This window comes from Gordonia sp. SGD-V-85 (assembly GCF_001456905.1).
GTDB classification, from domain to species: Bacteria; Actinomycetota; Actinomycetes; order Mycobacteriales; family Mycobacteriaceae; genus Gordonia; species Gordonia hongkongensis.
Genome location: NZ_LNQO01000004.1, coordinates 85744 through 108350, shown reverse-complemented (window position 1 = coordinate 108350; position 22607 = coordinate 85744). Strand labels below are relative to the sequence as shown.

Genomic DNA, 22607 nt, shown 5'->3' with positions numbered 1-22607 from the left:
TCAACTGTTGTGCCCCCGCGCGATGACCGGCCACCGGCTGTCCGAGCCGTCGATCGCCACCAGTTCGTCGACGAGATTGACCGCAGTGCAGACGTGGTTCGGCACCACCCGGATCACGTCGCCCAACCGGGGGGCTGACGTCGATTCCGCCGGGAACTCCACCACCGCGTGATGTTCGGACAACTGCACGACGCGGGCGTCGGGGTGATCGAGGAGGCGTCCGTGGCCGGTCGCCCAGGCGGCTCGGTCGGCGCCGAGGATCTTGCTGCCGGCGTCGAGGACGATCCGTCCGGGTTCGCTCCGCACCACGGTTGCCACCGCGGTCAGAGCGACGTCGTCGAATCCGCAGGTGCCGATCTCGACCTGCTGGGCGTCGCTGAGGGGATACACGCCCGGACGGATCTCGGTGAGCACGCCCGCATACGTGGGGTCGCCGACGAATTCGACGGTGGGTGTGGATCCGCCGCTGCGCACCCGCGGATCGATGCCCTGCGCTCGGAGACTCTCCGCCGCCGTACGCAGTGCCGCCACCTCCTGTTCCGCGGCCCGCCGGCGGGTGTCGCCGACGCCGTAGCCGTGGCCGGGGAAGGTGAAGACGCCGACGACGTCGAGCCCCGCTGACACGCCCGCCGCCGCGACGCCTCCGGCGTCCCCGGGTGCGGTCCCGGTGCGGTGTTGCCCGGAGTCGACCTCGACGAGTGCCTCGACCCGCTGCCCGCCGAGCAGCGCCCCGAGATGCCGTGCGCCCTCCGCCGAGTCGACACCCACCCGTAGCGACACCCGGTCTGCGAGGGCGCGTAACCGGGCGGCTTTCGCCGGGGTCGGCCAGATGGGATAGGCGATGAAGATGTCGGTGCACGAGGTGATGTCGGCGGCGTCGGCGAAGGCCTCGGCCTCGCCGATGGTGGCCACCGCCAGCCCCGTGGCACCGGAATCGATCTGCATCCGCGCGATCTCGGCGCATTTGTGGGTCTTCGCATGCGGCCGGAAGTCGACGCCCGCCGATCGCGCGCGGTCGGCGAGCACCGCGAGGTTGCGCGTCATGCGGTCGACGTCGACCTCGAGATACGGGGTGTCGATCACGCGTCCCGCCCGCCGGCGTCACGATCCGAACGGCCCAGCGCCGCCGCCGATTCGCCGAAGACCAGGTACTCCTGGTGCAGGATGCGGGTGGTCAGTCCGGGGGTGACGCGGTGCCCGATCTCGGCGACGAGCCCGACCAGCGAGTCGACGCGCTTGGGTCGATCGATGATCGCGTGCAGCACGCGCGCCGCGGCCCGGTCGACGTTCCAGGTCCCGGGCTGGTTGTCGTAGGCCTCGGTGGGCGCGATCATCCGCGTCTTCACGAGGGGGAGACGGACATTGGAGAAGGTCACGTGGTCGGACACCGTTTCGGTGCCGGTGACGTCGCTGAAGGCCTCCAGAGCGGCTTTTGACGCCGCGTAGGCACCGAACCGCGGGCCACGCGACTGCACCGCGATCGAGGTCACGTTCACCACATGACCCGCCTGCCGGGCGATCATGTGCGGCAGCAGTCCGAGGACGAGGTTCACCGCGCCGAAGTAGTTGACCGCCATCACCCGGTGGTAGTCGTGAGACCGATCCACCGAGTTGATCGTGGCACGACGGATCGACCGGCCGGCATTGTTGACCAGGACGTCCACGTGACCGTGCGCGGCGAGCACGGTCTTGACGAGCGCATTGACCGATTCCTCGTCGGTGATGTCGCACTGGTATGCGGTCACCTGACCGGGCGGGATGCCCTTCTTGCTCGTCGTCGAGTTCAATTCCTCGGTCGCCGATTCCAGTTCGTCGGCGTTGCGGGCGACGATGAGGACGTTGGCCCCGCGTGCGACGCACATCCGTGCGGTGGCCTTGCCGATCCCGCTCGACCCGCCGGTGATGAGAACGTTCTTGCCGACGAGCGGCCCGCGCGGATCGGTGCGCCGGTTGCGTGACCGGTCGAGGTGTCGTGACCAGTAGGTCCACAGGCGCGGGGCGTAGTCGGCGAAGTCGGGCACGGTGATGCCGAGGTCACCCATGACCGCCACGGTGGTGTCGGCGCGGAAGTCGACCGGCAGCGTCACCGCGTCGAGTACTGCCCCGGGGATCCCCTGCTGGGCGGCTACGAGGTTGCGTCCGACGCGCGCGATCCCCATGCCGGACAACGTCATCACGGGTTCCACCGCAGCCCGTGGGATGGCGTCGAACCCCTTCGGCGCCTTGAACGCCGGTGCCAGCGCGTTGTACATCTCGGTGGTGGTGAGCGACTTCGGGTCGCTGAGATGGAACACCAAACCGCTGCGCGTGGGGTTCACGCCGAGGAGGGCGACCATCGCGGCGGCGACGTAATCGACCGGCACGATGTTGAGCGTCCCGAGATCGGGCATCGGCAGTCGCAGCATCGAGGGCAGTCGGCCGAGCGTCGCGAGGTGGCCGAAGAAGTAGTAGGGACCGTCGATCTTGTCCATCTCGCCGGTGCGCGAGTCGCCGACCACGATCGACGGCCGGTAGACGCGCCAGCGGAGTCCCTCGCGTTCGCGCACGACACGTTCGGCCTCGAACTTGGTGCGATGGTAGGCAGTCGGAAAGCCCTGTCCGACTTCGAAGTCCATCTCGGTGAACCGCCCGCGGTGGTCACCGGCCACGGCGATCGAGGAGACGTGGTGGAACAGCGCATCGTGCGCGATCGCGAAGTCGGCGGCGCGCGAGGTCCCGACGACGTTGGCGGCGCGCTGTGACTCCGCATCGGCGGCCATGTCGTAGATCGCCGCGAGGTGGATGACGTGATCGATCGCGGGGACGGTGTCCGGTGCGATACCGAGTCCGGGTGCGGTCAGGTCGCCGACCACGGGTGTCACGCGGTCGCCCGCGTCGAGGTCGTCGAGCATGGCGACGAACGCCGCGCGCGAGGTCTCGCGTACCAGTGCGTGGATGGTGGCGTCGGGAGCGACGGTCAGGAGACGTTCGAGTACGCGTCGCCCGATGAACCCGCTGCCCCCGGTGATGAAGTAGCTCGTCATGGAAGAGATCCCATCAGATGGGCGGGCCGACGGCCCGCTGGCTGTCCACGGCCCGCGGGCCGCGGATCTGTCTGGTACTCAGGGTGACACTAACTTGCGGCGATGGCAATGACTACGCGCGCGGCGTCGCGCGCCCGTACGCGTCGATCGTGCGTCTCATTCCGTCGACTGTGCGTTCGACCCCGTCGATTGTGCACCGCGATCGCCCGACCAGGCCGACTTCCGCAACAGGCGGGCGCCGTTGAGCGCGACGAGCACGGTCGAACCCTCGTGCCCGGCCACGGCCAGGGGGAGTGGCAGGGTGCCGATGAGATCCCAGGTCACGAGGGTGAGGATCACGGTGGCGGCGATGCACAGATTGGCGATGACGTAACGGCGGGCGAGGCGGGACAGCCGTATCAGCGCGGGGACCGCGGTGAGGTCGTCACGCACGATGATCGCGTCGGCGGTCTGGACGGCGAGGTCCGCACCGCGACGACCCATCGCGATGCCGGTCCCGGCCGCCATGAGTGCCGGTGCGTCGTTGATGCCGTCGCCGACCACGAGCACGTGTCCCTCGATCTCGCCGACGATCCGGACCTTGTCCTCCGGCAGCAGGTCGGCGTGTACCTCGCGGATTCCGGTCCGGTCGGCGACGTCCGCGGCGACCGATGGCCGGTCGCCGGTCAGCAGCAGGACCGAACCCGACGTGACGTCGCCGATAAGCCGCACCGCCTCGGCGGCGTCGTCCCGCAGGCGATCGACGAGTTCGATCCGGCCGATCTCCCGCCCGTCGACGAGTACGCCGACCACCGTCCCGGTCGAACCGGCGACGGTGCGCTCGACGGTGACGCGGCGCCCGCCGACCGCCCCCGTCACCCCGCGTCCGGGAAGCGCCCGGAAACCCTCCACCGATTCGACGTCCAGTCCGCGGTCGGCGGCGGCGGTGACGATCGCGCGACCGAGGGGATGCTCGCTGGGGTACTCGACCGCGGCGGCCAGCGCCAACACCTGCGACGGGTCGTGACCGTCGAGCGCCGCCACGTCGACGACCTGCGGGCGTCCCTCGGTGAGGGTGCCGGTCTTGTCGAACGCGACGACCGAGGTCCGTCCCACCGACTCCATCACCGCGGCGGACTTGACCAGGACGCCGTGCCGACCGGCATTGGCGATCGACGCGAGCAGCGGCGGCATCGTCGACAGGACGACGGCGCAGGGCGAGGCGACGATCATGAACACGATGGCACGAAGCAGCGCCTCGTCGAAAGTATTGCCGAACAACATCACCGGGATGCCCAGCACCAGCAGGGTGGCGACGACGACGATGACGGAGTACGTCTGCTCGACCTTCTCGATGAAGAGCTGGGTCGGTGCCTTCGTCTCGGATGCCTCGGCCACGAGCGTCGCGATGCGGGCGATGGCCGACTCCGACGCCGGACGGGCGACCTCGACGATCAGCGCGCCGGTGCCGTTGACGGTGCCGGACAGCACGTCGTCGCCCGCCGCCCGCACGATCGGGACCGACTCGCCGGTCACGGCCTGCTGATCGACCTCGCTGCGGCCGTCGACGACGACGCCGTCCGCGCCCACCCGTTCGCCCGGACGGACGAGGATACGCTGGCCGACTTCGAGTTCGCGGCAGTCGATCTCGCGTGTCGTGCCGTCGGGCGCATACAGGGTGGCACGTTCGGGGGCCAGTCCGAGCAGGGCGGTCACCGAATCGGCGGTGCGCTGGGTGACGACGACCTCCAGAGCTCCCGAGGTCGCGAAGATCACGATCAGCAGCGCGCCGTCGAAGACCTGCCCGATCGACGCGGCGGCGACGGCGGCGACGATCATCAGCAGATCGACGTCGAGTCGTCGTCCCCGCAGTTCCTGCAGGCCCGATCGGGTCGGTTCCCATCCGCCGGCCAGATAGCACGCGAGATACGCGGTCCACCAGGACCATTCGGGCGCCTGGCTGATCTGGAGCAACCAACCCGCGAGAAAAAGCGCCAGCGCGAGGCCCGCCCAGCGCACCTCGGGTAGCCGAAGTCCCGTCCGGAAGATCGACGGCGGGGTGGTCCCGCGGTCTGCTCCCGTAAGCGTCGAGTCGCGGGCCGTTCGTTCCGTCGTCTCCGCCGTACCCATCGTGTCTCCCGTCTGTCGTCGGCCCTTCTGCTGGTTGAGCCGGCACCGAGTCGAAGCCACTCGCCGGCAGCCACCCTCCTGCTGGTCGAGCCGGCACCGAGCGCGAGCGAGGCGCCGAGTCGAAGCCACTCACCGACAGCCACCCTCCTGCTGGTTGAGCCGGCACCGAGCGCGAGCGAGGCGCCGAGTCGAAGCCACTCGCCGACAGCCACCTCTTAGACAGTAACAGTTCATATGAAGATGTTTTCATGTGATGTCCAGCCGGTAGCATCCGCTGCATGGGACACGGCATCGACGAAGGGATGCGGCCGGTTGCGCGGCTCGATCCGGAATCTGCCGTGCACGTCGCCACCACCCTGCAGGCGCTGGCGACCCCGAGCCGGTTGCTCATCCTCACCGAGTTGCGGTCCGGACCGCGCTCGGTGACCGATCTCGCCGACGCCGTCGGCATGGAGCAATCCGCGGTCTCCCATCAGCTCCGGTTGCTCCGCAACCTCGGCCTGGTCACCGGCACCCGGTCGGGTCGGTCGATCAGTTACAGCCTCTATGACAGCCATGTCGCCCAGCTGCTCGACGAGGCGGTCTACCACAGCGAACACTTGCGGCTCGGGCTCGCCGAGCGTCCGCAATCGGCGGGTTGATCCGACGTCACCGAAAGGCATCGCATGACCAGTGACCACACGGCCACGTCGGGAGAACCGCTTCTGTGGATCGAGCAATCCGGGCGGGTGCGGACGTTGGTCCTCAACCGTCCGTAGGTCCGGAATGCGCTCAGCTTTGACCTGATCGTCGCTCTCCGTTCCGAATTGGCGAACGCGGATCACGACGATGACGTCGACGTCGTCATCCTCACCGGCGCGGGCTCGGCATTCTGCGCCGGCCTGGACCTGGCCGAGTTGGGCTCGTCGACCGACAGTGCTCGACTGCTCGATCATGCGGACGTACCTGTCGGGCATCCGTGGCGCCCCATCTCGAAGCCGATCATCGGCGCCGTCAACGGTGTCGCCGCCACCGGTGGTCTGGAGTTCGCCCTCGCGTGCGATGTCCTGATCGCGTCCGAACGGGCCCGCTTCGTCGACACCCATTCGCGGGTCGGGGTGCTGCCGGGCTGGGGTCTGACGTCCCGATTGCCGGCAGCGGTCGGCCGGGGTTTCGCGCGCCGCATGAGCCTGTCCGGGGAGTTCGTCGATGCCCAGACGGCGCTGCGGGTCGGTTTGGTGACCGAGGTGGTGGCCCACGATCAGCTGATGGCCTCGGCGATGGAACTCGCGGTGTCCATGGCCGGGAGTGACCAGCTCGCGGTGCGGACCATGCTCGACTCGTATCGGCGTGCCGAGCAGCATCTCGTCGGCCCGGCGCTCGACGTGGAGAACGACACGTCGGTCGAGTGGATGTCAGGTTTCGACCCCGCTCGGGTGGCCGATCGTCGGTCCGGCATCGTCGAGCGGGGCCGGGCCAACAGCTGACCCCTCCCCGCTGTCGCATCGAACTTGTGTTCGATAGGCTTGGCGGGTGGGCTGGGATCAAGGACCACCGACGTGGTCGGAGATGGAACGGGTGCTCGCCGGCCGAGCGCCCGGCAGTGCCGACCGGCCCGGCACCGAGTTCGGTCCCGACCTCAGCGAATGGGCGCCGTTCCCCGGGGATGGCGGCGACAGTCCGGCCTGGTCGCGCAAACGCGGCGCCTACCAGGCCGAGGACATCGCGCGCGGCTCGTCGGCGGTGCCCTACGCCGAACTGCACGCCCACAGTTCGTACAGCTTCCTCGATGGTGCGTCGATGCCGGAGGAGCTGGTGGAGGAGGCGCAACGGCTCGGACTCCGCGCACTGGCCGTCACCGATCACGACGGGTTCTACGGCATCGTGCGCTTCGCCGAGGCGGCCCGTGAGTTCGGCATGCCGACCGTCTTCGGTGCCGAGCTGTCACTGGAACCCGACATCGCGCGGACAGGCCAGAACGATCCACCGGGCGAGCATCTGCTGGTCCTCGCCCGGGACGGTGAGGGCTACCGCCGTCTGTCACGGACCATCGCCGACGCGCACATGGTCGCGGGGGAGAAGGGCCTGCTCCGTTACGACCGCGAAGCCCTCGCCGCGGCCGGCGGCGGGCACTGGCTCATCCTCACCGGATGCCGGAAGGGTGCCCTCCGACGAGCACTCGATCGCGGCGGCGTCCCGGCCGCCGAGCAGGCGCTGCGAGAACTGATCGAGACCTACGGCCACGACAACATCGTCGTCGAGCTGACCGCGCAGGGCATGGCCGACGACGACGAACGCAACGCGGTGCTCGCCGGCCTCGCCGCCGGGGCAGGCGTGCCGACCGTGGCCACCACCGGCGCCCACTTCGCCGCGCCCCGGCGCCGACGGCTGGCGATGGCGATGGCCGCCGTCCGGGCCCGCACCGACATCGACACCATCTCGGGGTGGATGCCCGGCGTTGCCGGATCACATCTGCGCAGCGGCGACGAGATGGCGCGGCTGCTGCCCGCACATCCCGATGCCATCGACAACGCGGTGGGCATCGCCGCGGACTGCGCATTCCACCTGGGCCTCATCGCACCGCAGTTGCCACCCTTCGACGTCCCCGACGGGTACACCGAGGCGAGTTGGTTGCGCGAACTCACCATGACCCGGGCACGCCGCCGGTACGGCACCCCCGCCGAACATCCGCAGGCCTACCGGCAGATCGAGCACGAACTCGCCATCATCGAGACGCTCACGTTCCCCGGCTACTTCCTGGTGGTCGCCGACATCGTCGATTACTGCAAGGCCAACGACATCCTCTGCCAGGGCCGGGGGAGCGCGGCCAACTCGGCCGTCTGTTACGCCCTCGGCATCACCAACGTCGACCCGGTCGCCAACACGCTGCTCTTCGAACGGTTCCTGGCCCCCGAGCGCGACGGCCCGCCCGACATCGACATCGACATCGAATCCGACCGACGCGAGGAGGCCATCCAGTACGTCTACCGCCGCTACACCCGGGAGCGCAGCGCGCAGGTCGCCAACGTCATCACCTACCGGGGGAAGTCGGCGATCCGGGACATGGCCCGGGCGCTCGGGTACGCGCCCGGTCAGCAGGACGCCTGGGCCAAGATGCCTGACACCGCTCCCGCCGACGTCGCCGAACTCGCCGGCGAGATCCTCGGCATGCCAAGGCATCTGGGTATCCACTCCGGCGGCATGGTGATCTGCGACCGGCCGATCGCCGATGTCTGCCCCACGGAGTGGGCGCGGATGGAGAACCGCAGCGTGCTGCAGTGGGACAAGGACGACTGCGCCGCCATCGGACTGGTCAAGTTCGACATGCTGGGTCTCGGCATGCTCTCCGCCCTGCACTATGCGATCGACCTGGTCGCCGAACACAAGGGGATCGACGTCGACCTCGCCACCCTCGACCTCGCTGAACCCGCCGTGTACGAGATGCTCTGTCGCGCCGACTCGGTCGGCGTGTTCCAAGTGGAGTCCCGTGCGCAGATGGCCACCCTCCCGCGGCTGAAACCGCGCTGCTTCTACGATCTCGTCGTCGAGGTGGCCCTGATCCGGCCCGGCCCCATCCAGGGCGGCTCGGTGCATCCGTTCATCAAGCGGCGCAACGGAGAAGAGCCGGTGACGGTCGAGCATCCGTCGATGAGCAGGGCGCTCGAACGCACCCTGGGGGTGCCGCTGTTCCAGGAGCAGCTGATGCAGTTGGCCGTCGACGTGGCCGGGTTCGACGCCTCCGAGGCCGACCAGTTGCGCCGGGCGATGGGTTCCAAACGGTCGCCGGAGAAGATGGAACGCCTGCGGCAACGTTTCTACGAGGGCATGGAGAACCTGCACGGCATCACCGGGGACACCGCCGACCGCATCTTCGAGAAGATGGCCGCGTTCGCCAATTTCGGCTTCCCGGAGAGTCATTCGCAGAGCTTCGCGTCCCTGGTGTTCTACTCGTCGTGGTTCAAGCTGCATCACCCGGCGGCGTTCTGCGCCGCGCTGCTACGGGCGCAACCGATGGGTTTCTACTCACCGCAGACCCTGGTGGCCGACGCCCGACGGCACGGTGTCGCGGTCCATCGCCCCGACATCAATGCCTCACTCGCGCACGCCACTCTGGAGAACGAGGGTCTCGATGTCCGGTTGGGTCTCGACGGTGTACGCGGGGTCGGGGAGGAGGCGGCGCAGCGCATCGTCGACCGCCGGTCCGACGGTCCCTACCTCGACATCACCGATCTCTCCCGGCGCGCCCGGCTGACGACCAAGGAACTCGAGGGGCTCGCCGGTGCCGGCGCCTTCGACGGGTTCGGCCTCAGCCGGCGTCAGGCCCTGTGGGAGGCCGGGGCCGCCGCGACGGTGCGCGACGATCAGCTGGCCCTGGAATCGGCGCAGGCGACCCCCACCCTTCCGGGTCTCTCCGACGTCGAGCTGGCGGCCACCGACGCCTGGGCCACGGGGATCACCCCCACGTCGTATCCGACGCAGTTCCTGCGTCCCCGGCTCGACGCGATGGGAGTGCTGGCCGCCGATCGCCTGCTGTCGGTGCCCGACGGTTCGCGCGTGTTGGTCGGTGGCGCGGTGACCCATCGGCAGCGTCCCGCCACCGCGTCCGGGGTGACCTTCATCAACCTCGAGGACGAGACCGGGATGGTCAACGTGGTGTGTTCGGTCGGTTTGTGGGCGCGGTACCGTGTACTCGCTCAGACGGCACCCGCTCTGCTGATCCGCGGCCGGGTGCAGAACGCCGAAGGCGCTGTGACCGTCGTCGCAGATCGACTGCAGCGCATGGATCTTCGGGTGGGGAGCAGATCCCGGGACTGGCAGTAGTCCTCCGGCGGACGCGCCGGGATGTCCGAGCCGGATCGGTGTTCACGAAGAACAGGAAGAGTCATGCCGCAACAGGTCGTGGTGACCGTCAAACCGAAGAGCAGCAAGGGCCCGTTGGTCGAGACGGGTCCCGGCGGCGCGATCACCGTCTACGTCCGCGAGCCGGCCACCGAGGGCCGGGCGAACAAGGCCGTCTCCGAACTGCTCGCCGCCCACCTCGGGGTCCCGAAGAGCAAGATCGCGCTCATCGGCGGTGCCACGGCACGCATCAAGCGCTACCGCGTCGGCTGATCACACCGCGCCGGCGAAACCGTGCTGACGCCACGCCTCGTAGACGACGATGCTCGCGGCGTTGGCGAGGTTGTGGGAACGACGTCCGGCGAGCATCGGGATGCGGACCCGGTCGGTCACCTCGGGTTCGTCGAGGACCTCCGCCGGTAACCCGGTCGGCTCGGGGCCGAACAGCAACACGTCGCCCGGCTGGTAGTCGACGTCGGTGTGATAGCGCTCGGCATGGGCGGTGAACGCGAAGACCCGTTCCGGCTTCAGCGTCGTCCAGGCGGTCACCAGGTTCGGATGCACGGTGACGTTGGCCATCTCGTGATAGTCGAGTCCCGCGCGCTTCACCTGCGCGTCGGACATCGAGAACCCCAGCGGTTCGATGAGGTGCAGTTCGCACCCCGTGTTGGCGGCCAGCCGGATCGCGTTGCCGGTGTTCGGCGGGATGCACGGCTGGTAGAACATGATTCGGAACATGATGGTGTCAGCGTAGTCGGTGACGACCGTCGCAGATGTCGCGCGATCGCGCCGGTCACACGGCGAGCGCGGTGTTGGCCCCGCAGAGCACGATGCACAGCGTCGAATCGGGTTGCGGCCGAACAGCTCCCGAGACCACACCGGCGACCGCGGTGGCGGTGCCGTGTTCGACGAGGATGCGGTGGGTGTCCCAGAGCATCCGTCGCGCCGCGATGATCTGTTCGTCGGTCACCAGGACGCTCCCGACCGCCGGGTTCCCGGCGACGGCGTTCCAACAGAGCCCGCCGACGCTGGTGGCGCCGAGCGAGTCCGCGGCGATGCTCTCGAGTTCGACGGGTACGGGAGTTCTCGCGGCGAGGGCCTGATGCAGACATGACGCGCCGAGTGGTTCGACGCCGACGATGCGGTCGCCCGGGCGCAGCGTCGCCGCGAGGCCCGCCAGAAGCCCGCCCCCGCCCACACAGACGACGGTCGTGAGCGGTCCGGGCACGTCGTCGATCATCTCGAGACCGATGGTGCCGGCGCCGGCGACGACATCGGGGAGATCGTAGGCGTGCAGCGCGAGCGCTCCGGTCTGCTCTGCCAGCGCGACGGCGGCGTCGGCGGCCTCGGAATAGCGCCGTCCCATGAGGTGGACGCGCGCTCCCGCGGCGCGCAGCGCGTCGATCTTGACCGGCGGCGCGGTCTCGGGGATCACCACGGTGACCGGCACGCCGACGATCCGCGCCGCGATTGTCGCGCCGATCGCGGCGTTGCCGCCGGAGGCGACGAGCACACCGGCGTCGGTCAGCAATCCCTGGTCTTGGGCGTGCAGCGTCGCCCAGAGGCTGCCGCGCGGTTTGAAACACCCGCCGACTTGGGCGTACTCGAGTTTGAGAACCACCTCGACCGGCCCGTGGACGGTGTCGATGGTCGTGCGTAGTGTCGGCGTGCGACGGAGGTGGGGTGCGATCGCCGCGCGGGCGAGGTCGACGTCGCTGCGCACCACGGTCACCGTTCCGACAGTAGCGCCGTGGAAGAATGTCGGCGTGACCGCGATACGACTCGATGGCAAGACCACGCGCGACGAGATCTTCGCTGATCTGGCCGAGCGGGTGGAGAAGCTCAGGCTGGCGGGTATCACGCCTGGTCTGGGTACCGTTCTGGTCGGCGACGATCCGGGTTCGCACTCCTATGTCAAGGGAAAGCACGCCGATTGCGCCCGGATCGGCGTTGCCTCCATCCGCAAGGACCTGCCGGCCGATGCCACCACCGAGCAGCTCAACGCGGCGATCGACGAGCTCAACGCCGATCCGGCCTGCACGGGCTACATCGTGCAGTTGCCGCTGCCCAAGCATCTTGACGAGAATGCCGCCCTCGAGCGGATCGACCCGCTGAAAGACGCCGATGGACTCCACCCGATCAACCTCGGGCGGTTGGTGCTGGGCAAGGAGTCGACGCTGCCGTGCACCCCGCGCGGGGTCATCCACCTCCTGCGACGCTACGACGTCCCGCTGGCCGGCGCCCGGGTCACGGTGGTCGGGCGCGGGGTCACCATCGGCCGGCCCATCGGGCTGCTCCTGACCCGGCGGAGTGAGAACGCCACGGTCACGCTGTGCCACACCGGCACCACGGATCTGGCGTCGGAGATCGCCCGGGCCGACATCGTGATCGCCGCGGCCGGCGTGCCGCACCTCATCACCGCGGACATGGTGAAGCCCGGCGCCGCGGTGGTCGACGTGGGTGTCAGCCGTACTGACGAGGGTCGTCTCGCCGGCGACGTTCATCCCGATGTCTGGGAGGTCGCGGGCCACGTCTCGCCGAACCCCGGTGGTGTGGGTCCGCTGACGCGGGCGTTCCTGCTGGTCAACGTGGTCGAACGTGCTGAGCAGATGCTCGCCTCGGGGAGTGGTAGCGACGCGTGACCCGAGAGGAGCACCAGAGTGAGTCCGCTCACTCCGAACCGCCCGGCGCCGCGGACGCCCGTCCCGGACACCGGGGGCGTCGTGCCGCCGACTCCTCCCGGTTGCGGGCAGTGCTCATCCAGCTCCCGTACCTGCTGGTGATGTTGGGTGTGCTGGCCGCCGCGCTGCTCGTGATGTTCGATCGCTGGCGGCGTGGGTCCTTCGTCTTCGGGGCGGCTCTGCTCGTCGGAGCCGTACTCCGTGCCTTCATCCCCTCCTCGCAGGCAGGCCTGTTGCAGGTCAGGGGCAAATCGTTCGACGTGACGGCGATGGCCACGGTCGGCGGCGTGATGCTGTGGCTGGCGGCGTCGATCGACTCTTTGGGCACGGATTGATTACAATAGAGACCTGAGCGTGACCTGGCGGACCAGTCATGCGCTCAACCAGGCAATTTTCCGCTGCTCTGCGCAGACACACCGACCGCTGGAGTTTGTATCACCGCATCACCAACCGACGGCACCGTGAATGAAGTGACGTCCATGGGCGTGTCAGCAGGGGCTGGCATGATTCACTACGTCCTCTTGACGCGTGACGATCTCGGTCGCAGTGTGGTCGATTCCCGCGTGATCGACGTGGATCCCACCGACGGCCTCGATTCCGCCGGCCGGGTCAACGCCGGGATCGACGTGATGCTCAGCGCCGCCCGCGAGACCGGGACGCGAGTGGGCCCGATCGGGGTCGCCGCACGCACGGGGAGCCAGCGTCGGCAATTGCGTTCACGGGGCAGCGGACCCCGGCGTCAGGTCCGTCTCGCCGGCGAGGACGAGGCCGTGCTGGCCTACCTGACCGACACCGGGGAGATCGACCGTTTCTCGTCTGCCGTCGTCGTCGACTGCGGCGACACCGGCATGTCGCTCTACACCGTCGATCCCCGCGAGGGTCGCATCGGCGACGCCGAGCACTCGACCGTGCTGAGCGGTCGTCGTCTCGACCGGTCCATCGTCGACCAGCTGACCGCCGACAATCCCGTCCTGGGCGACGCCACTCGGACGCGGGCGGAGCGCAGCGAGTTGCGCAGCGCGTGCCGGACCGCGAAAGAAGAGATCGCCTACGGCGGCGTCGCGGCCGCCGAGTCGGTCGTCGCGGTCTCGGCGAACACCGGTCGTGTGGCGCTGTCCGCGACCCAGGTCGAGCAGGCGATCGCGCCGATGATCGGTGATGCGAAAGAAGTGTTCGCCCGCTATGTAGCGGCCGTCAGGTCACGCGGCGTACGACCGGACGCGGTGGTGTTCATCGGCGGACTCGCCAACCTCCCCGCGGTGCGCGCGATCGCGGCAGAGCATGAGCTCGAGGTCGTGAACCCGACGGCGCCGGAGCTGGTCGTGGCCACCGGCGCAGCCTTGCTGGCCCTCCAGAGTTATTCGGGCGCAGCGCGTCTGGCGTTCATCGGGGGCAAGCGGCAGCGCGAGTGGCTTTCCGCGACCCCAATTGCGGTTGCCGGGGCGGTCATCGCGGCCACATTGATGACGATCTACGCGGTGAGCTCGTCGTTCGCCGACCGTCCGGCCGTCGAGCCGCAGCCGTCGGTCAGCAGTGTGCCCCCCGCGGCGGCGACCAGCGAGGAGGAGCCGCCGTCCACCGCGCGGCCCACCTCCCAGCCGATCACCCGAATCCCGGCCGAACCCGTCGAGCCCACCGTCGTCACTCCCGTTCCGACGCAACGGCCCGCGCCCGAGACCGGCTGGAACGACCCGCCGGCATGGGCGACGACGGAGTTGCCGCCGACGCGGCCGTCCACGAGTACCAGCACCCGCACCCTCTCGCCGTTCCCGTGGCCGGACCTGACCTTCCCGCCCGGTTCGACACCGACGATCCCGCCGGACCTGCTGCCCCCGGGTATGCGTCCGCCGAGTGTGGCGCCCACTCCGCCGCCGCCCACGTACTCGACGTCGACGTTGCGCTCCGCGCCCAGCGGCCCGCCGCGGCCGAGCAGCACCCGCGCCACCGGGTCGACTGAGATTCCGGGTGTAGCCGAACCGGGGAAATCCGTTGACGGGGAGTCGGGCTCACCGGTGACCCCGGTACCTCGGTCCGGCAGCCCGGTCCCGTCGGTGCCGGCGCCGCGCTGACAGGACGCCGCCGACAGCTGGGTTACGGTCCGTCAGGCGTCGCGACGCGCGAGTTCGACAGTGCGCTTGAGTAGATCGCTGATGGCATCGAATTCGGTGAGGAATCCGTCGTGGCCGGTCTCGGAGTTGACGACCTGGAGCCCGCCGACGCAGTTGCCCAGCTCGTCGGCGAGTTCGACCTGCAGCCGGATCGGGTAGAGACGATCGGAGTCGATCCCCCCGACGATCACCGGAACGCGGCAATTGTTGAGCGCCTTGGCGACTCCGCCGCGACCACGGCCGACGTCGTGGTGGTTGAGGACCTCGGTGAGGACGACGTAGCTGGCCGGGTCGAAGCGGGACATCAGCTTCGACGCCTGGTGGTCGAGATAGCTTTGCACGGCGTAGCGCCCGCCGGTCAGGGGATTCTCGTCGCCCTGGGCGTCGTTGCCGAAGCGGGAGTCGAGCTCCGGCTCGCTGCGGTACATGAGGTGGGCGATCCGACGCGCGATCCCCATGCCCTGCAACGGAATGCGGCCGGTGCCGTGGTAGTCGCCGCCGCACCAGTCCGGGTCGGCCTTGATCGCGGCGATCTGTGCGGACTGGATACCGATCTGATCCGCGGTCGCGCGGGCGCCGACGGCGAGCACGAGGGCGCTGCGGACGCGGTCGGGGTACTCGATGGCCCACTCGAGCGCGCGGGCGCCGCCCATCGAACCGCCGAGAACCGCACCGACGCTGCGGATTCCGAGGCGGTCCAGCAGTGCCACCTCGGCGCGGACCTGGTCGAGCACGGTGATCTGTGGGAAGCGTGAGCCCCAGGGCCGACCGTCGGGGGCGATGGAGCCCGGACCCGTCGAGCCCTTGCATCCGCCCAGGACGTTGGCGGAGATGACGCACCATTCGTCGGTGTCGATGGCCTGTCCCGGGCCGATCAGCCCGTCCCACCATCCGGCCGAGTCGTGGTCGGCGTCGGCGGGTCCGGTGACGTGCGAGTCGCCGGTCAGTGCGTGGAGCGTGAGGATGACGTTGTCGCGGGACGGCGACAACGTCCCCCAGCGCTGGAACGCCAGGGTGACGTCGTCGATCCGTGCTCCGCTGTCGAGAGGCAACGAGCCGATGGGAATGCCGACGAGTTCCCCGTCCGGGAGGGTCTCCCAGTCGGGCTGATCAGATGCTGTCGCATTCAGGTCGATACTCACCGACAAAGCTGCCTCACCTGTTTCACTTGGCCGCCGCGAATCCCTGTTCGAGATCGGCCAAGATGTCGTCGATTCCCTCGATGCCCACGGCGAGCCGGACCAGTCCCGGGGCCACGCCCGCGGCGAGCTGCTCCTCGGGGGTGAGCTGGCTGTGTGTGGTCGAGGCGGGGTGGATGACCAGCGACCGCACATCGCCGATGTTGGCGACGTGGCTGTGCAGGCTGAGCGCGTCCACGAACTTCTTGCCGGCGTCCACTCCGCCCTGGATCTCGAAGGCGATGATCGCACCCTGACCCTTCGGGGCCAATTCCTGACCGCGCTTGTACCAGGGCGAGGACTCCAGACCCGCGTACGCCACGGACTCGACCTGCGGGTGTGCATCGAGGAAGGCGGCGACCTTCTGCGCGTTGGCGACGTGGCGCTCGATGCGCAGACTCAGCGTCTCCAGGCCCTGTGCCAACAGGAACGCGTTGAACGGGGAGATCGCCGCGCCGGTGTCACGCAACCACTGCACGCGTGCCTTGAGTGCGAAGGCGGGCGCGCCCAGGTCGGCGAAGACAGCACCGTGGTAGCTCGGGTCCGGCGTGGTGAAACCGGGGAACAGGTCCTTCCCGTCGCGCTGGACCCGCCAGTCGAAGGTGCCGCCGTCGACGATGACGCCGCCGATCGCGGTGCCGTGACCGCCGATGTACTTCGTCGCCGAGTGCACGACGATGTCGGCGCCGTGGGCCAGCGGGCTGATCAGGTACGGGGTGGCGACGGTGTTGTCGATGATGAGGGGTACGCCGTTGCGGTGCGCGACCTCCGCGATCCCCGAGATGTCGAGGATCTCGTTGTTGGGGTTGGAGATCGACTCACCGAAGAACGCGCGGGTGTTGTCCTTGACCGCGGCCTGCCACGACGCCGGATCCTCGGGGTCCTCGACGAAGCTCACCTCGACCCCGAGCTTGGGCAGTGTGTAGTGGAAGAGGTTGTACGTGCCGCCGTACAGGCGGGGGCTCGACACCACGTGCCCGCCGGTCTCGACGGCGTTGAGGATCGCGTAGGTCTCGGCGGCCTGTCCCGATGCGACGAGCAGCGCGGCGACGCCGCCCTCGAGCGCGGCGATCCGCTGCTCGACGGCATCCTGCGTGGGATTCATGATGCGTGTGTAGATGTTGCCCGGTTCGGCGAGCCCGAAGAGATTGGCCGCGTGCTGGGTGTCGTTGAAGACATACGACGTCGTCTGGTAGATCGGCAGCGCACGGGCGTTGGTCACCGCGTCCGCGGACTGCCCGACGTGGATCTGCTTCGTCTCGAAGCTCCAGTTCTCGCTGGGATCGTTGCTGTCGAGGGTGCCGTCAGGGACATCAGACATGGCGATTCATCACTTTCTACGGTCGGCAGGGCCAACTCGACCCTGTTGGGGTCCGACCTTCGGACCCGCGCTTGCCGGGGATCGCCACTGCGATCCCGCAACCCGGTCATCACCCGGAGCACCCCACCGCGGAAGGAGGGTTGCCGATCAGCCAGCCGGGGCTTCGCACTGATACTCATGACCTGGCGACAAGGATATAACACGGATGTGAGCGCCCGAGAACCGTCCCGGTCACGCCGCGCCCAACCCTTGAGAAGTGCACCGGAAGGGTGCCGGTGGCTGTCCTCCGACCGAGTGAAATCGGGTGTGGTCAGATACGAAACCACTGGTCAAGGTAGTTAGCGACGCTCAGCGTGCTGTCGGTTCCGCGATCGCGGATCTAGAGTTCGGGACAGCCCCGGCTGCACCGGAATGCTCCGCTCAGGTGGTCCGGGTTCGCACAGGAGCGCTCATGGCCGTGATGGCTCATCTCCGGACCCGACGCGTCGCTCTGTTGGCCGCCTCGATGTCGACGTTGTCGACCCTCGCCGCATTCGGCTTCACCGGGGTGGCGGCGGCGACAGCCGGCGGGCCCTCGTGCAGCGGTGCCGTCGTGGTGGTCGGGGGGACCGTCGACGCTGAGTCGCTATTGCTCGAGGGCGTCAAGGAGCGTTACCGCGAGCAGGGCTATGAGGTGATCAACGCGCCCTACCCGGCGACCATATGGCCGCTCGGAGCGACGGGGTACGACCGCAGTACCGAACAGGGGATCGCATCGACGGCGTCCGCGATCTCGTCGTATCGAGAAGCGTGCGGGTCCGAGGCGCCGGTGGTGGTGACGGGCTATTCGCAAGGGGCGCGCATCGCTGGAGACGTGCTCGCCGGTATCGGCAACGGCCGGAAGTTCGATGTCGCGAACACGCCCGACGATCCCAGCGACGACGTCGTGATCTCCGACGTCGGGGTGTCGGGCGAGCTGTATTCGGATCCGCGGCAGGCCGGTGACAAGACCGGGCGAGGTATCGAGCTGTCGCTGATCGGGATCATTCCCGGACTGACCATGTCGGGGCCACGTGGTGCCGGCAGCACGGACGCCGGCTTCGGGACGGTCAGCGACCGGGTCGTGTCGGTGTGCATCGAGGGCGACCCGATCTGCGACCTGCCCGATCCCGTCTACGACCCGATCGGCGCCATCGACGGCATCCTCGGCTACCAGGTCAAGCATTTCCTGTATCCAGAGGAGATGTCGGGCAACCCGCTGCAGCCGGGATACACGTGGGCGAAACGTCCGGTCGAATGTGCGGACGGCGTCTGTATGGTCGCTGCGGACTCCGCACTCGCCGAACTCGTCCAGGGCTGGGCTCGCAACCTCGGCTACCAGGGCGCCATCGGCGATTTCCTGTCGGATCGCCCGACCATCGGGCTTCCGTTCGGCATCGAACTGGCGAATCTGCAGCCGGTGGTCCGGCTGGTGCAGGGCTTGCTGCCGCCACTCCCACGTCTCGGGTACGGCGCATACCTACCCGACATCTTCGTCTTCGAGGACATCCTGCAGGGCATCGTCACCGCGACACCGGCTCGGTTCGTGCGCGGTGTCAGCGCCCTGGCTGCCAGCGTGCGCAGCATCGTCCTGCTGCCGGTCAACTTCGTCCGATACTGGGCGGGCGCGCTCATCGGGCCGGTGGCGTCGGAGGGCGGCGCCGTCACGATTCTCGCGGCGGACACGTCGCACCTGCGATCGTCCACGTTCGCGCGACTGGCAGCCGTACCCGACGAGTCCGTGGGGCCGGTCCGCGCTGAAGAAGTGGGCGGGTCCGGCCCCTCGTCCGAGCCGTCGGCGGCCCGGGGTGCCGAACCGGATGCCACCGACCCGTCACCGGCCGAGCAGCCCCCGGTGGGCCACACGACCGACACGTCGTCGGGGGCCGACACGGGCACCGATACCGAGACCGATACGCCCGACGCGGACCCCGCGCCTGCCCCGCCTCGCGACGACGACTCGCCGGCCGCCACCGATCCCTCGGGAAGCGATGTCAAGACGTCTGGAACCGACGGCCACGGGGGAGAGGACGGCGAGAAGGCCGGCTCGTCCGACACGGCTTCGGACCCGGACGGGCCTTCCGCAGACCCGTCCGACCCCGACAGCGATGCGGGCTCCGAAGCCGGCGACTGACACCCCGCGCGATGCTGAGGACACTGCGTGTGTGAATGAACTCACCACCGGCTGAGGAATCAGCGCTGACGGGCGCGGGTTGGCATCGACCGTGCCTGATGCTCTCTCGACGACCGAAGCCCCGGCCGACCCCTCACTGACGGGTCCGTCCACCGCCGGGGAACTCCGCAGCCCCGCGCGGGCCGAATCGGCCGAGGTGTCCCGCCGGGTGCGTCGGTGGACGATCCTCGCCCTTGCGCTGGGTGGATTCGGGATCGGGACGACCGAGTTCGTCGCCATGGGCCTCCTGCCCAACATCGCCGGATCTCTGGGTGTCTCGGAACCGACTGCCGGACATGTCATCTCGGCCTACGCGATGGGTGTGGTGGTGGGTGCGCCGCTGATCGCGGCGCTCACCGCGCGGATGTCCCGTCGGACGCTTCTGATCGGCTTGATGGTGGCGTTCACGGTCGGCAACCTCGCGACCGTCCTCGCACCGGATTACGGTTTGCTGCTGGTGGCGAGATTCGTCGCCGGCCTCCCGCACGGCGCCTACTTCGGTGTCGCGGCTCTGGTCGCCGCTCATCTGGCCGGCCCGCGCAACCGTGGCAAGGCCGTGGGACAGGTGATGCTCGGTCTGTCCGTCGCGAACGTCCTCGGCGTACCGGCGGCCGCCTGGCTCGGTGAGACGCTCGGCTGGCGGTCCGCGTTCGCGATCGTGGTCGTGATCGGAATCGCCACCGTCGTCGCGCTGATCCGGGTGCTTCCCACGCTCAGCGGGGTGAAGACCACCGACCCGCTCACCGAGCTCGGTGCACTCAAGCGGTCCCAGGTCTGGTTCACACTGGTCATCGGAACCGTCGGGTTCGGTGGGATGTTCGCGTTCTACACGTATCTCAACTCCGCGCTGACCACCGACACCGGGCTGTCGGTGTCGGTCGTGCCGTTCGCCCTGATGTTGTACGGACTGGGAATGGTGACCGGCAACTTCGTCGGCGGTTATGTCGCGGACCGCAGCGTGGCGGTGGCGATCCTCGGCGGACTCACCGCCACCGCACTCTCCCTCGGCGCTTTTGCGGTGCTGGCCGAGAATGCTTGGGCGGCATTGATCCTCACCTACCTCGTGGCGCTCACGGGATCGATGATGCTACCCGCGCTGCAGACCAGGCTGATGGATGTGGCGGCCGATGCACAGACCCTGGCCGCGGCCCTGAACCATTCCGCGCTCAACATCGCCAACGCGGCCGGAGCGCTGCTCGGTGGCGTGGTGGTCGGTGCCGGCTACGGATACCTGGCGCCGTCGGTGGTCGGGGTGATGCTCGCGGTGGCGGGTATCGCGGTCACCGTCGTGGCCCTCGCGACCGCGCGGCACCAGCCCGTCGGGTCCTGAACGAGCGCGGCCGTTCTACCTACGACGAGGGCCGACCGGATAAGTCCGGTCGGCCCTCGTGTCGTCGAGTCGGTGCAATCAGCCGTTCGTGGGCGGTGTGGCGATCGTCTTCGACAGGTAGAGCTGCTCGCCGAGCTTGTTGATCAGCTCGAGTTGCGTCTCGAGATAGTCGATGTGTTCCTCTTCGTCGGCGAGGATCTGCTCCAAGAGGTTGGCGCTGGTGATGTCGCCCTTGGACCGGCACATCGCGATTCCGGGGCGGAGTCGTTCCACCACCTCGACCTCGATCGACATGTCCGACTCGAACTGCTCCCGGATCGACTGCCCAATACGCAGCGGCAGCAGGCGCTGATAGTTGGGCAGGGCGTCGAGGAACAGGATGCGATCGGTCAGGACCTCGGCGTGAGTCATCTCCTCGATCGACTCGGCCCGTGTCTTCGCGGCGATCTCGGTGAGACCCCAGCTCTGCTGCATCTTCGCGTGCAGGAAGTACTGGTTGATCGCGGTCAGCTCACTCGTGAGCTGTTCGTTGAGGAGGTCGATGACCTCGGGGTCGCCACGCATCTGTCCGCCTCCCATTTCCCGTGTATGTCCGTTCGAACCGTAACACGACAAAACCCCCCGCGCGTCGTCTCGCGCGAGGTTCGTCGGGTCGGAGGTCAGGTCATGCAGCGGTCGTCGCGGTTGACGCCCTTTCGCTCAGGATGGTGTGCAGTTCGTCCAGGCAGGTCCCGCAGCCTTCGCCCGCGCCGCAGCGGTCGCTGATCGCGTCGACCGTGTACGCGCCCGCATCGCAGTGCGCATGGACCTCGTCCACGGTGACGGCGCGGCATATGCAAACGAACATCTCGGAAACTCACCTTCGTGCCTGGATTAGGCAATGCTTACATATTTTAGGGTGTCCGCACAAGGGTTGCCTTACCTTTTATCGACGCTGTCCGAGTGGCGCGATCACGGCCGATGGGCTGTCGGACCGCCGCCGTAGGATGTGGCCCCGTGCCACTCACGATCTCCACGGTGAACGTCAACGGAATCCGCGCAGCGGTCAAACATCGATCGGAGGCCAACCGCGGCCTGCTGCCCTGGCTCGACACATCTGGACCGGATGTGGTCCTGCTGCAGGAGGTCCGCGCGAGCGAGGAACTCGCCCGCGACGCGCTGGCGCCGGTGCTCGACACCGGATGGCATCTGACGATGAGCGAGTCCTCGGTGAAGGGTCACGCGGGCGTCGGTGTGCTGACACGTAGCGCGCCGTCGGCGGTGCGCGTCGGATTCGGGAGCGCGGAGTTCGACGACCTCGGCCGCTATCTCGAAGTCGACGTCGACACCGACCTGGGACCGCTGACCGCGGGAAGCCTGTACCTGCCGAAGGGTGCCGCGCTCTCCGACGCCGAGAAGGACATCGCCAAGCACGACGAGAAGGTCCGTTTCATGCGTGAGTTCGGCGCATACCTGGATCGGTTGGTCCGTCGACGCCGCCACGTCGTCGTGGGTGGCGACTGGAACATCGCGCCCGCCGAAGCCGACATCAAGAACTGGAAGGGCAATCTCAAGAGCCCCGGCTTCCTACCGCACGAACGGGCCTGGGTGGCCGACCTGCTCGCCGCCGGGTGGCGCGACGTCATGCGCGAACTCTTCCCCGACGACGCCGGGCCCTACTCGTGGTGGTCGTGGCGCGGTAAGGCCTTCGACAACGATTCCGGATGGCGGATCGACTATCAGCTCACCAACAAGATGCTGGCCGGCCGGGCGACCAAGGCCGAGGTGGAACGTGCGGCGGCCTACGACCTCCGCTGGTCCGACCACGCTCCGGTCACCGTGCGGTACGAGTGACCGGGTCTGACAAAC

18 protein-coding genes, 1 pseudogene and 1 riboswitch are annotated in these 22607 nt (G+C 68.6%); of the genes and pseudogenes, 10 read left to right on the top strand and 9 right to left on the bottom strand.

Annotated features, from left to right (window positions below):
* The 3 genes from AS181_RS05960 to AS181_RS05950 form a co-directional block, all read right to left on the bottom strand.
* Complete coding sequence (locus AS181_RS05960; RefSeq protein WP_058250678.1) at positions 1–1083, bottom strand: alanine racemase; 1083 nt, start codon at positions 1081–1083, stop codon at positions 1–3.
* Positions 1080–3023: an SDR family oxidoreductase gene (locus tag AS181_RS05955; protein ID WP_058250677.1), complete on the bottom strand. Its 1944-nt coding sequence runs from the start codon at positions 3021–3023 to the stop codon at positions 1080–1082. The genes AS181_RS05960 and AS181_RS05955 overlap by 4 nt, the downstream gene beginning before the upstream one ends.
* A gap of 156 nt (positions 3024–3179) precedes the next feature.
* Positions 3180–5132, bottom strand: a complete 1953-nt coding sequence (locus AS181_RS05950; RefSeq protein ID WP_058250676.1) for a heavy metal translocating P-type ATPase — start codon at positions 5130–5132, stop codon at positions 3180–3182.
* A gap of 278 nt (positions 5133–5410) precedes the next feature.
* Between AS181_RS05950 and AS181_RS05945 the strand changes: the two genes are divergently transcribed.
* From AS181_RS05945 to AS181_RS05930, 4 genes and pseudogenes are all read left to right on the top strand, one after another.
* Positions 5411–5773, top strand: coding sequence for an ArsR/SmtB family transcription factor (locus AS181_RS05945; RefSeq protein WP_058250675.1), 363 nt, complete (start codon positions 5411–5413; stop codon positions 5771–5773).
* A gap of 24 nt (positions 5774–5797) precedes the next feature.
* A pseudogene (locus AS181_RS05940) lies at positions 5798–6598 on the top strand (enoyl-CoA hydratase).
* A gap of 46 nt (positions 6599–6644) precedes the next feature.
* Positions 6645–9932 (top strand): error-prone DNA polymerase, encoded by a 3288-nt coding sequence (locus AS181_RS05935; RefSeq protein WP_058250674.1) that lies wholly within the window; start codon positions 6645–6647, stop codon positions 9930–9932.
* Positions 9933–9995: 63 nt separating this feature from the next.
* The gene (locus AS181_RS05930; RefSeq protein WP_058250673.1) at positions 9996–10223 is read left to right on the top strand and encodes a DUF167 domain-containing protein; all 228 of its coding nucleotides are present in this window, start codon (positions 9996–9998) and stop codon (positions 10221–10223) included.
* Here the strand turns inward: AS181_RS05930 and AS181_RS05925 are convergent, their stop codons facing one another.
* Both AS181_RS05925 and AS181_RS05920 read right to left on the bottom strand, forming a co-directional pair.
* The gene (locus AS181_RS05925) at positions 10224–10688 is read right to left on the bottom strand and encodes a tRNA (cytidine(34)-2'-O)-methyltransferase (protein ID WP_058250672.1); all 465 of its coding nucleotides are present in this window, start codon (positions 10686–10688) and stop codon (positions 10224–10226) included.
* A gap of 55 nt (positions 10689–10743) precedes the next feature.
* The gene (locus AS181_RS05920) at positions 10744–11676 is read right to left on the bottom strand and encodes a serine/threonine dehydratase (RefSeq protein WP_058250880.1); all 933 of its coding nucleotides are present in this window, start codon (positions 11674–11676) and stop codon (positions 10744–10746) included.
* 40 nt (positions 11677–11716) lie between these two features.
* Here AS181_RS05920 and AS181_RS05915 point away from each other — a divergent pair, with 40 nt between their 5' ends.
* From AS181_RS05915 to AS181_RS05905, 3 genes are all read left to right on the top strand, one after another.
* Positions 11717–12592 (top strand): bifunctional methylenetetrahydrofolate dehydrogenase/methenyltetrahydrofolate cyclohydrolase, encoded by an 876-nt coding sequence (locus AS181_RS05915; RefSeq protein WP_175404280.1) that lies wholly within the window; start codon positions 11717–11719, stop codon positions 12590–12592.
* 101 nt (positions 12593–12693) lie between these two features.
* Positions 12694–12966: a DUF3017 domain-containing protein gene (locus AS181_RS05910; protein WP_058250878.1), complete on the top strand. Its 273-nt coding sequence runs from the start codon at positions 12694–12696 to the stop codon at positions 12964–12966.
* A gap of 168 nt (positions 12967–13134) precedes the next feature.
* Positions 13135–14700 carry an Hsp70 family protein gene (locus AS181_RS05905; protein WP_058250671.1) on the top strand — a complete coding sequence of 522 codons (1566 nt, stop codon included), beginning with the start codon at positions 13135–13137 and terminating at the stop codon, positions 14698–14700.
* A gap of 32 nt (positions 14701–14732) precedes the next feature.
* Here AS181_RS05905 and metX read toward each other — a convergent pair whose 3' ends face one another.
* Together metX and AS181_RS05895 are read right to left on the bottom strand one after the other, a co-directional pair.
* Positions 14733–15887 carry a homoserine O-acetyltransferase MetX gene (gene metX / locus AS181_RS05900; protein WP_058250670.1) on the bottom strand — a complete coding sequence of 385 codons (1155 nt, stop codon included), beginning with the start codon at positions 15885–15887 and terminating at the stop codon, positions 14733–14735.
* A gap of 16 nt (positions 15888–15903) precedes the next feature.
* Positions 15904–17238 carry a bifunctional o-acetylhomoserine/o-acetylserine sulfhydrylase gene (locus AS181_RS05895; RefSeq protein WP_058250669.1) on the bottom strand — a complete coding sequence of 445 codons (1335 nt, stop codon included), beginning with the start codon at positions 17236–17238 and terminating at the stop codon, positions 15904–15906.
* A gap of 62 nt (positions 17239–17300) precedes the next feature.
* A riboswitch (SAM riboswitch) is annotated at positions 17301–17421 on the bottom strand.
* Between the two features lie 268 nt (positions 17422–17689).
* Between AS181_RS05895 and AS181_RS05890 the strand changes: the two genes are divergently transcribed.
* Positions 17690–19390: a cutinase family protein gene (locus tag AS181_RS05890; protein WP_068971755.1), complete on the top strand. Its 1701-nt coding sequence runs from the start codon at positions 17690–17692 to the stop codon at positions 19388–19390.
* Positions 19391–19481: 91 nt separating this feature from the next.
* Complete coding sequence (locus AS181_RS05885) at positions 19482–20759, top strand: MFS transporter (RefSeq protein ID WP_058250668.1); 1278 nt, start codon at positions 19482–19484, stop codon at positions 20757–20759.
* 78 nt (positions 20760–20837) lie between these two features.
* On the opposite strand, the gene bfr is transcribed toward AS181_RS05885, so the two are convergent.
* Both bfr and AS181_RS05875 read right to left on the bottom strand, forming a co-directional pair.
* Positions 20838–21323: a bacterioferritin gene (gene bfr / locus AS181_RS05880; RefSeq protein ID WP_058250877.1), complete on the bottom strand. Its 486-nt coding sequence runs from the start codon at positions 21321–21323 to the stop codon at positions 20838–20840.
* Between the two features lie 100 nt (positions 21324–21423).
* Positions 21424–21606 carry a (2Fe-2S)-binding protein gene (locus AS181_RS05875; protein ID WP_058250667.1) on the bottom strand — a complete coding sequence of 61 codons (183 nt, stop codon included), beginning with the start codon at positions 21604–21606 and terminating at the stop codon, positions 21424–21426.
* 149 nt (positions 21607–21755) lie between these two features.
* Here AS181_RS05875 and AS181_RS05870 point away from each other — a divergent pair, with 149 nt between their 5' ends.
* On the top strand, positions 21756–22592 hold the full coding sequence (locus AS181_RS05870) for an exodeoxyribonuclease III (RefSeq protein WP_058250666.1): 837 nt from the start codon (positions 21756–21758) through the stop codon (positions 22590–22592).
* Positions 22593–22607: the final 15 nt, after the last annotated feature.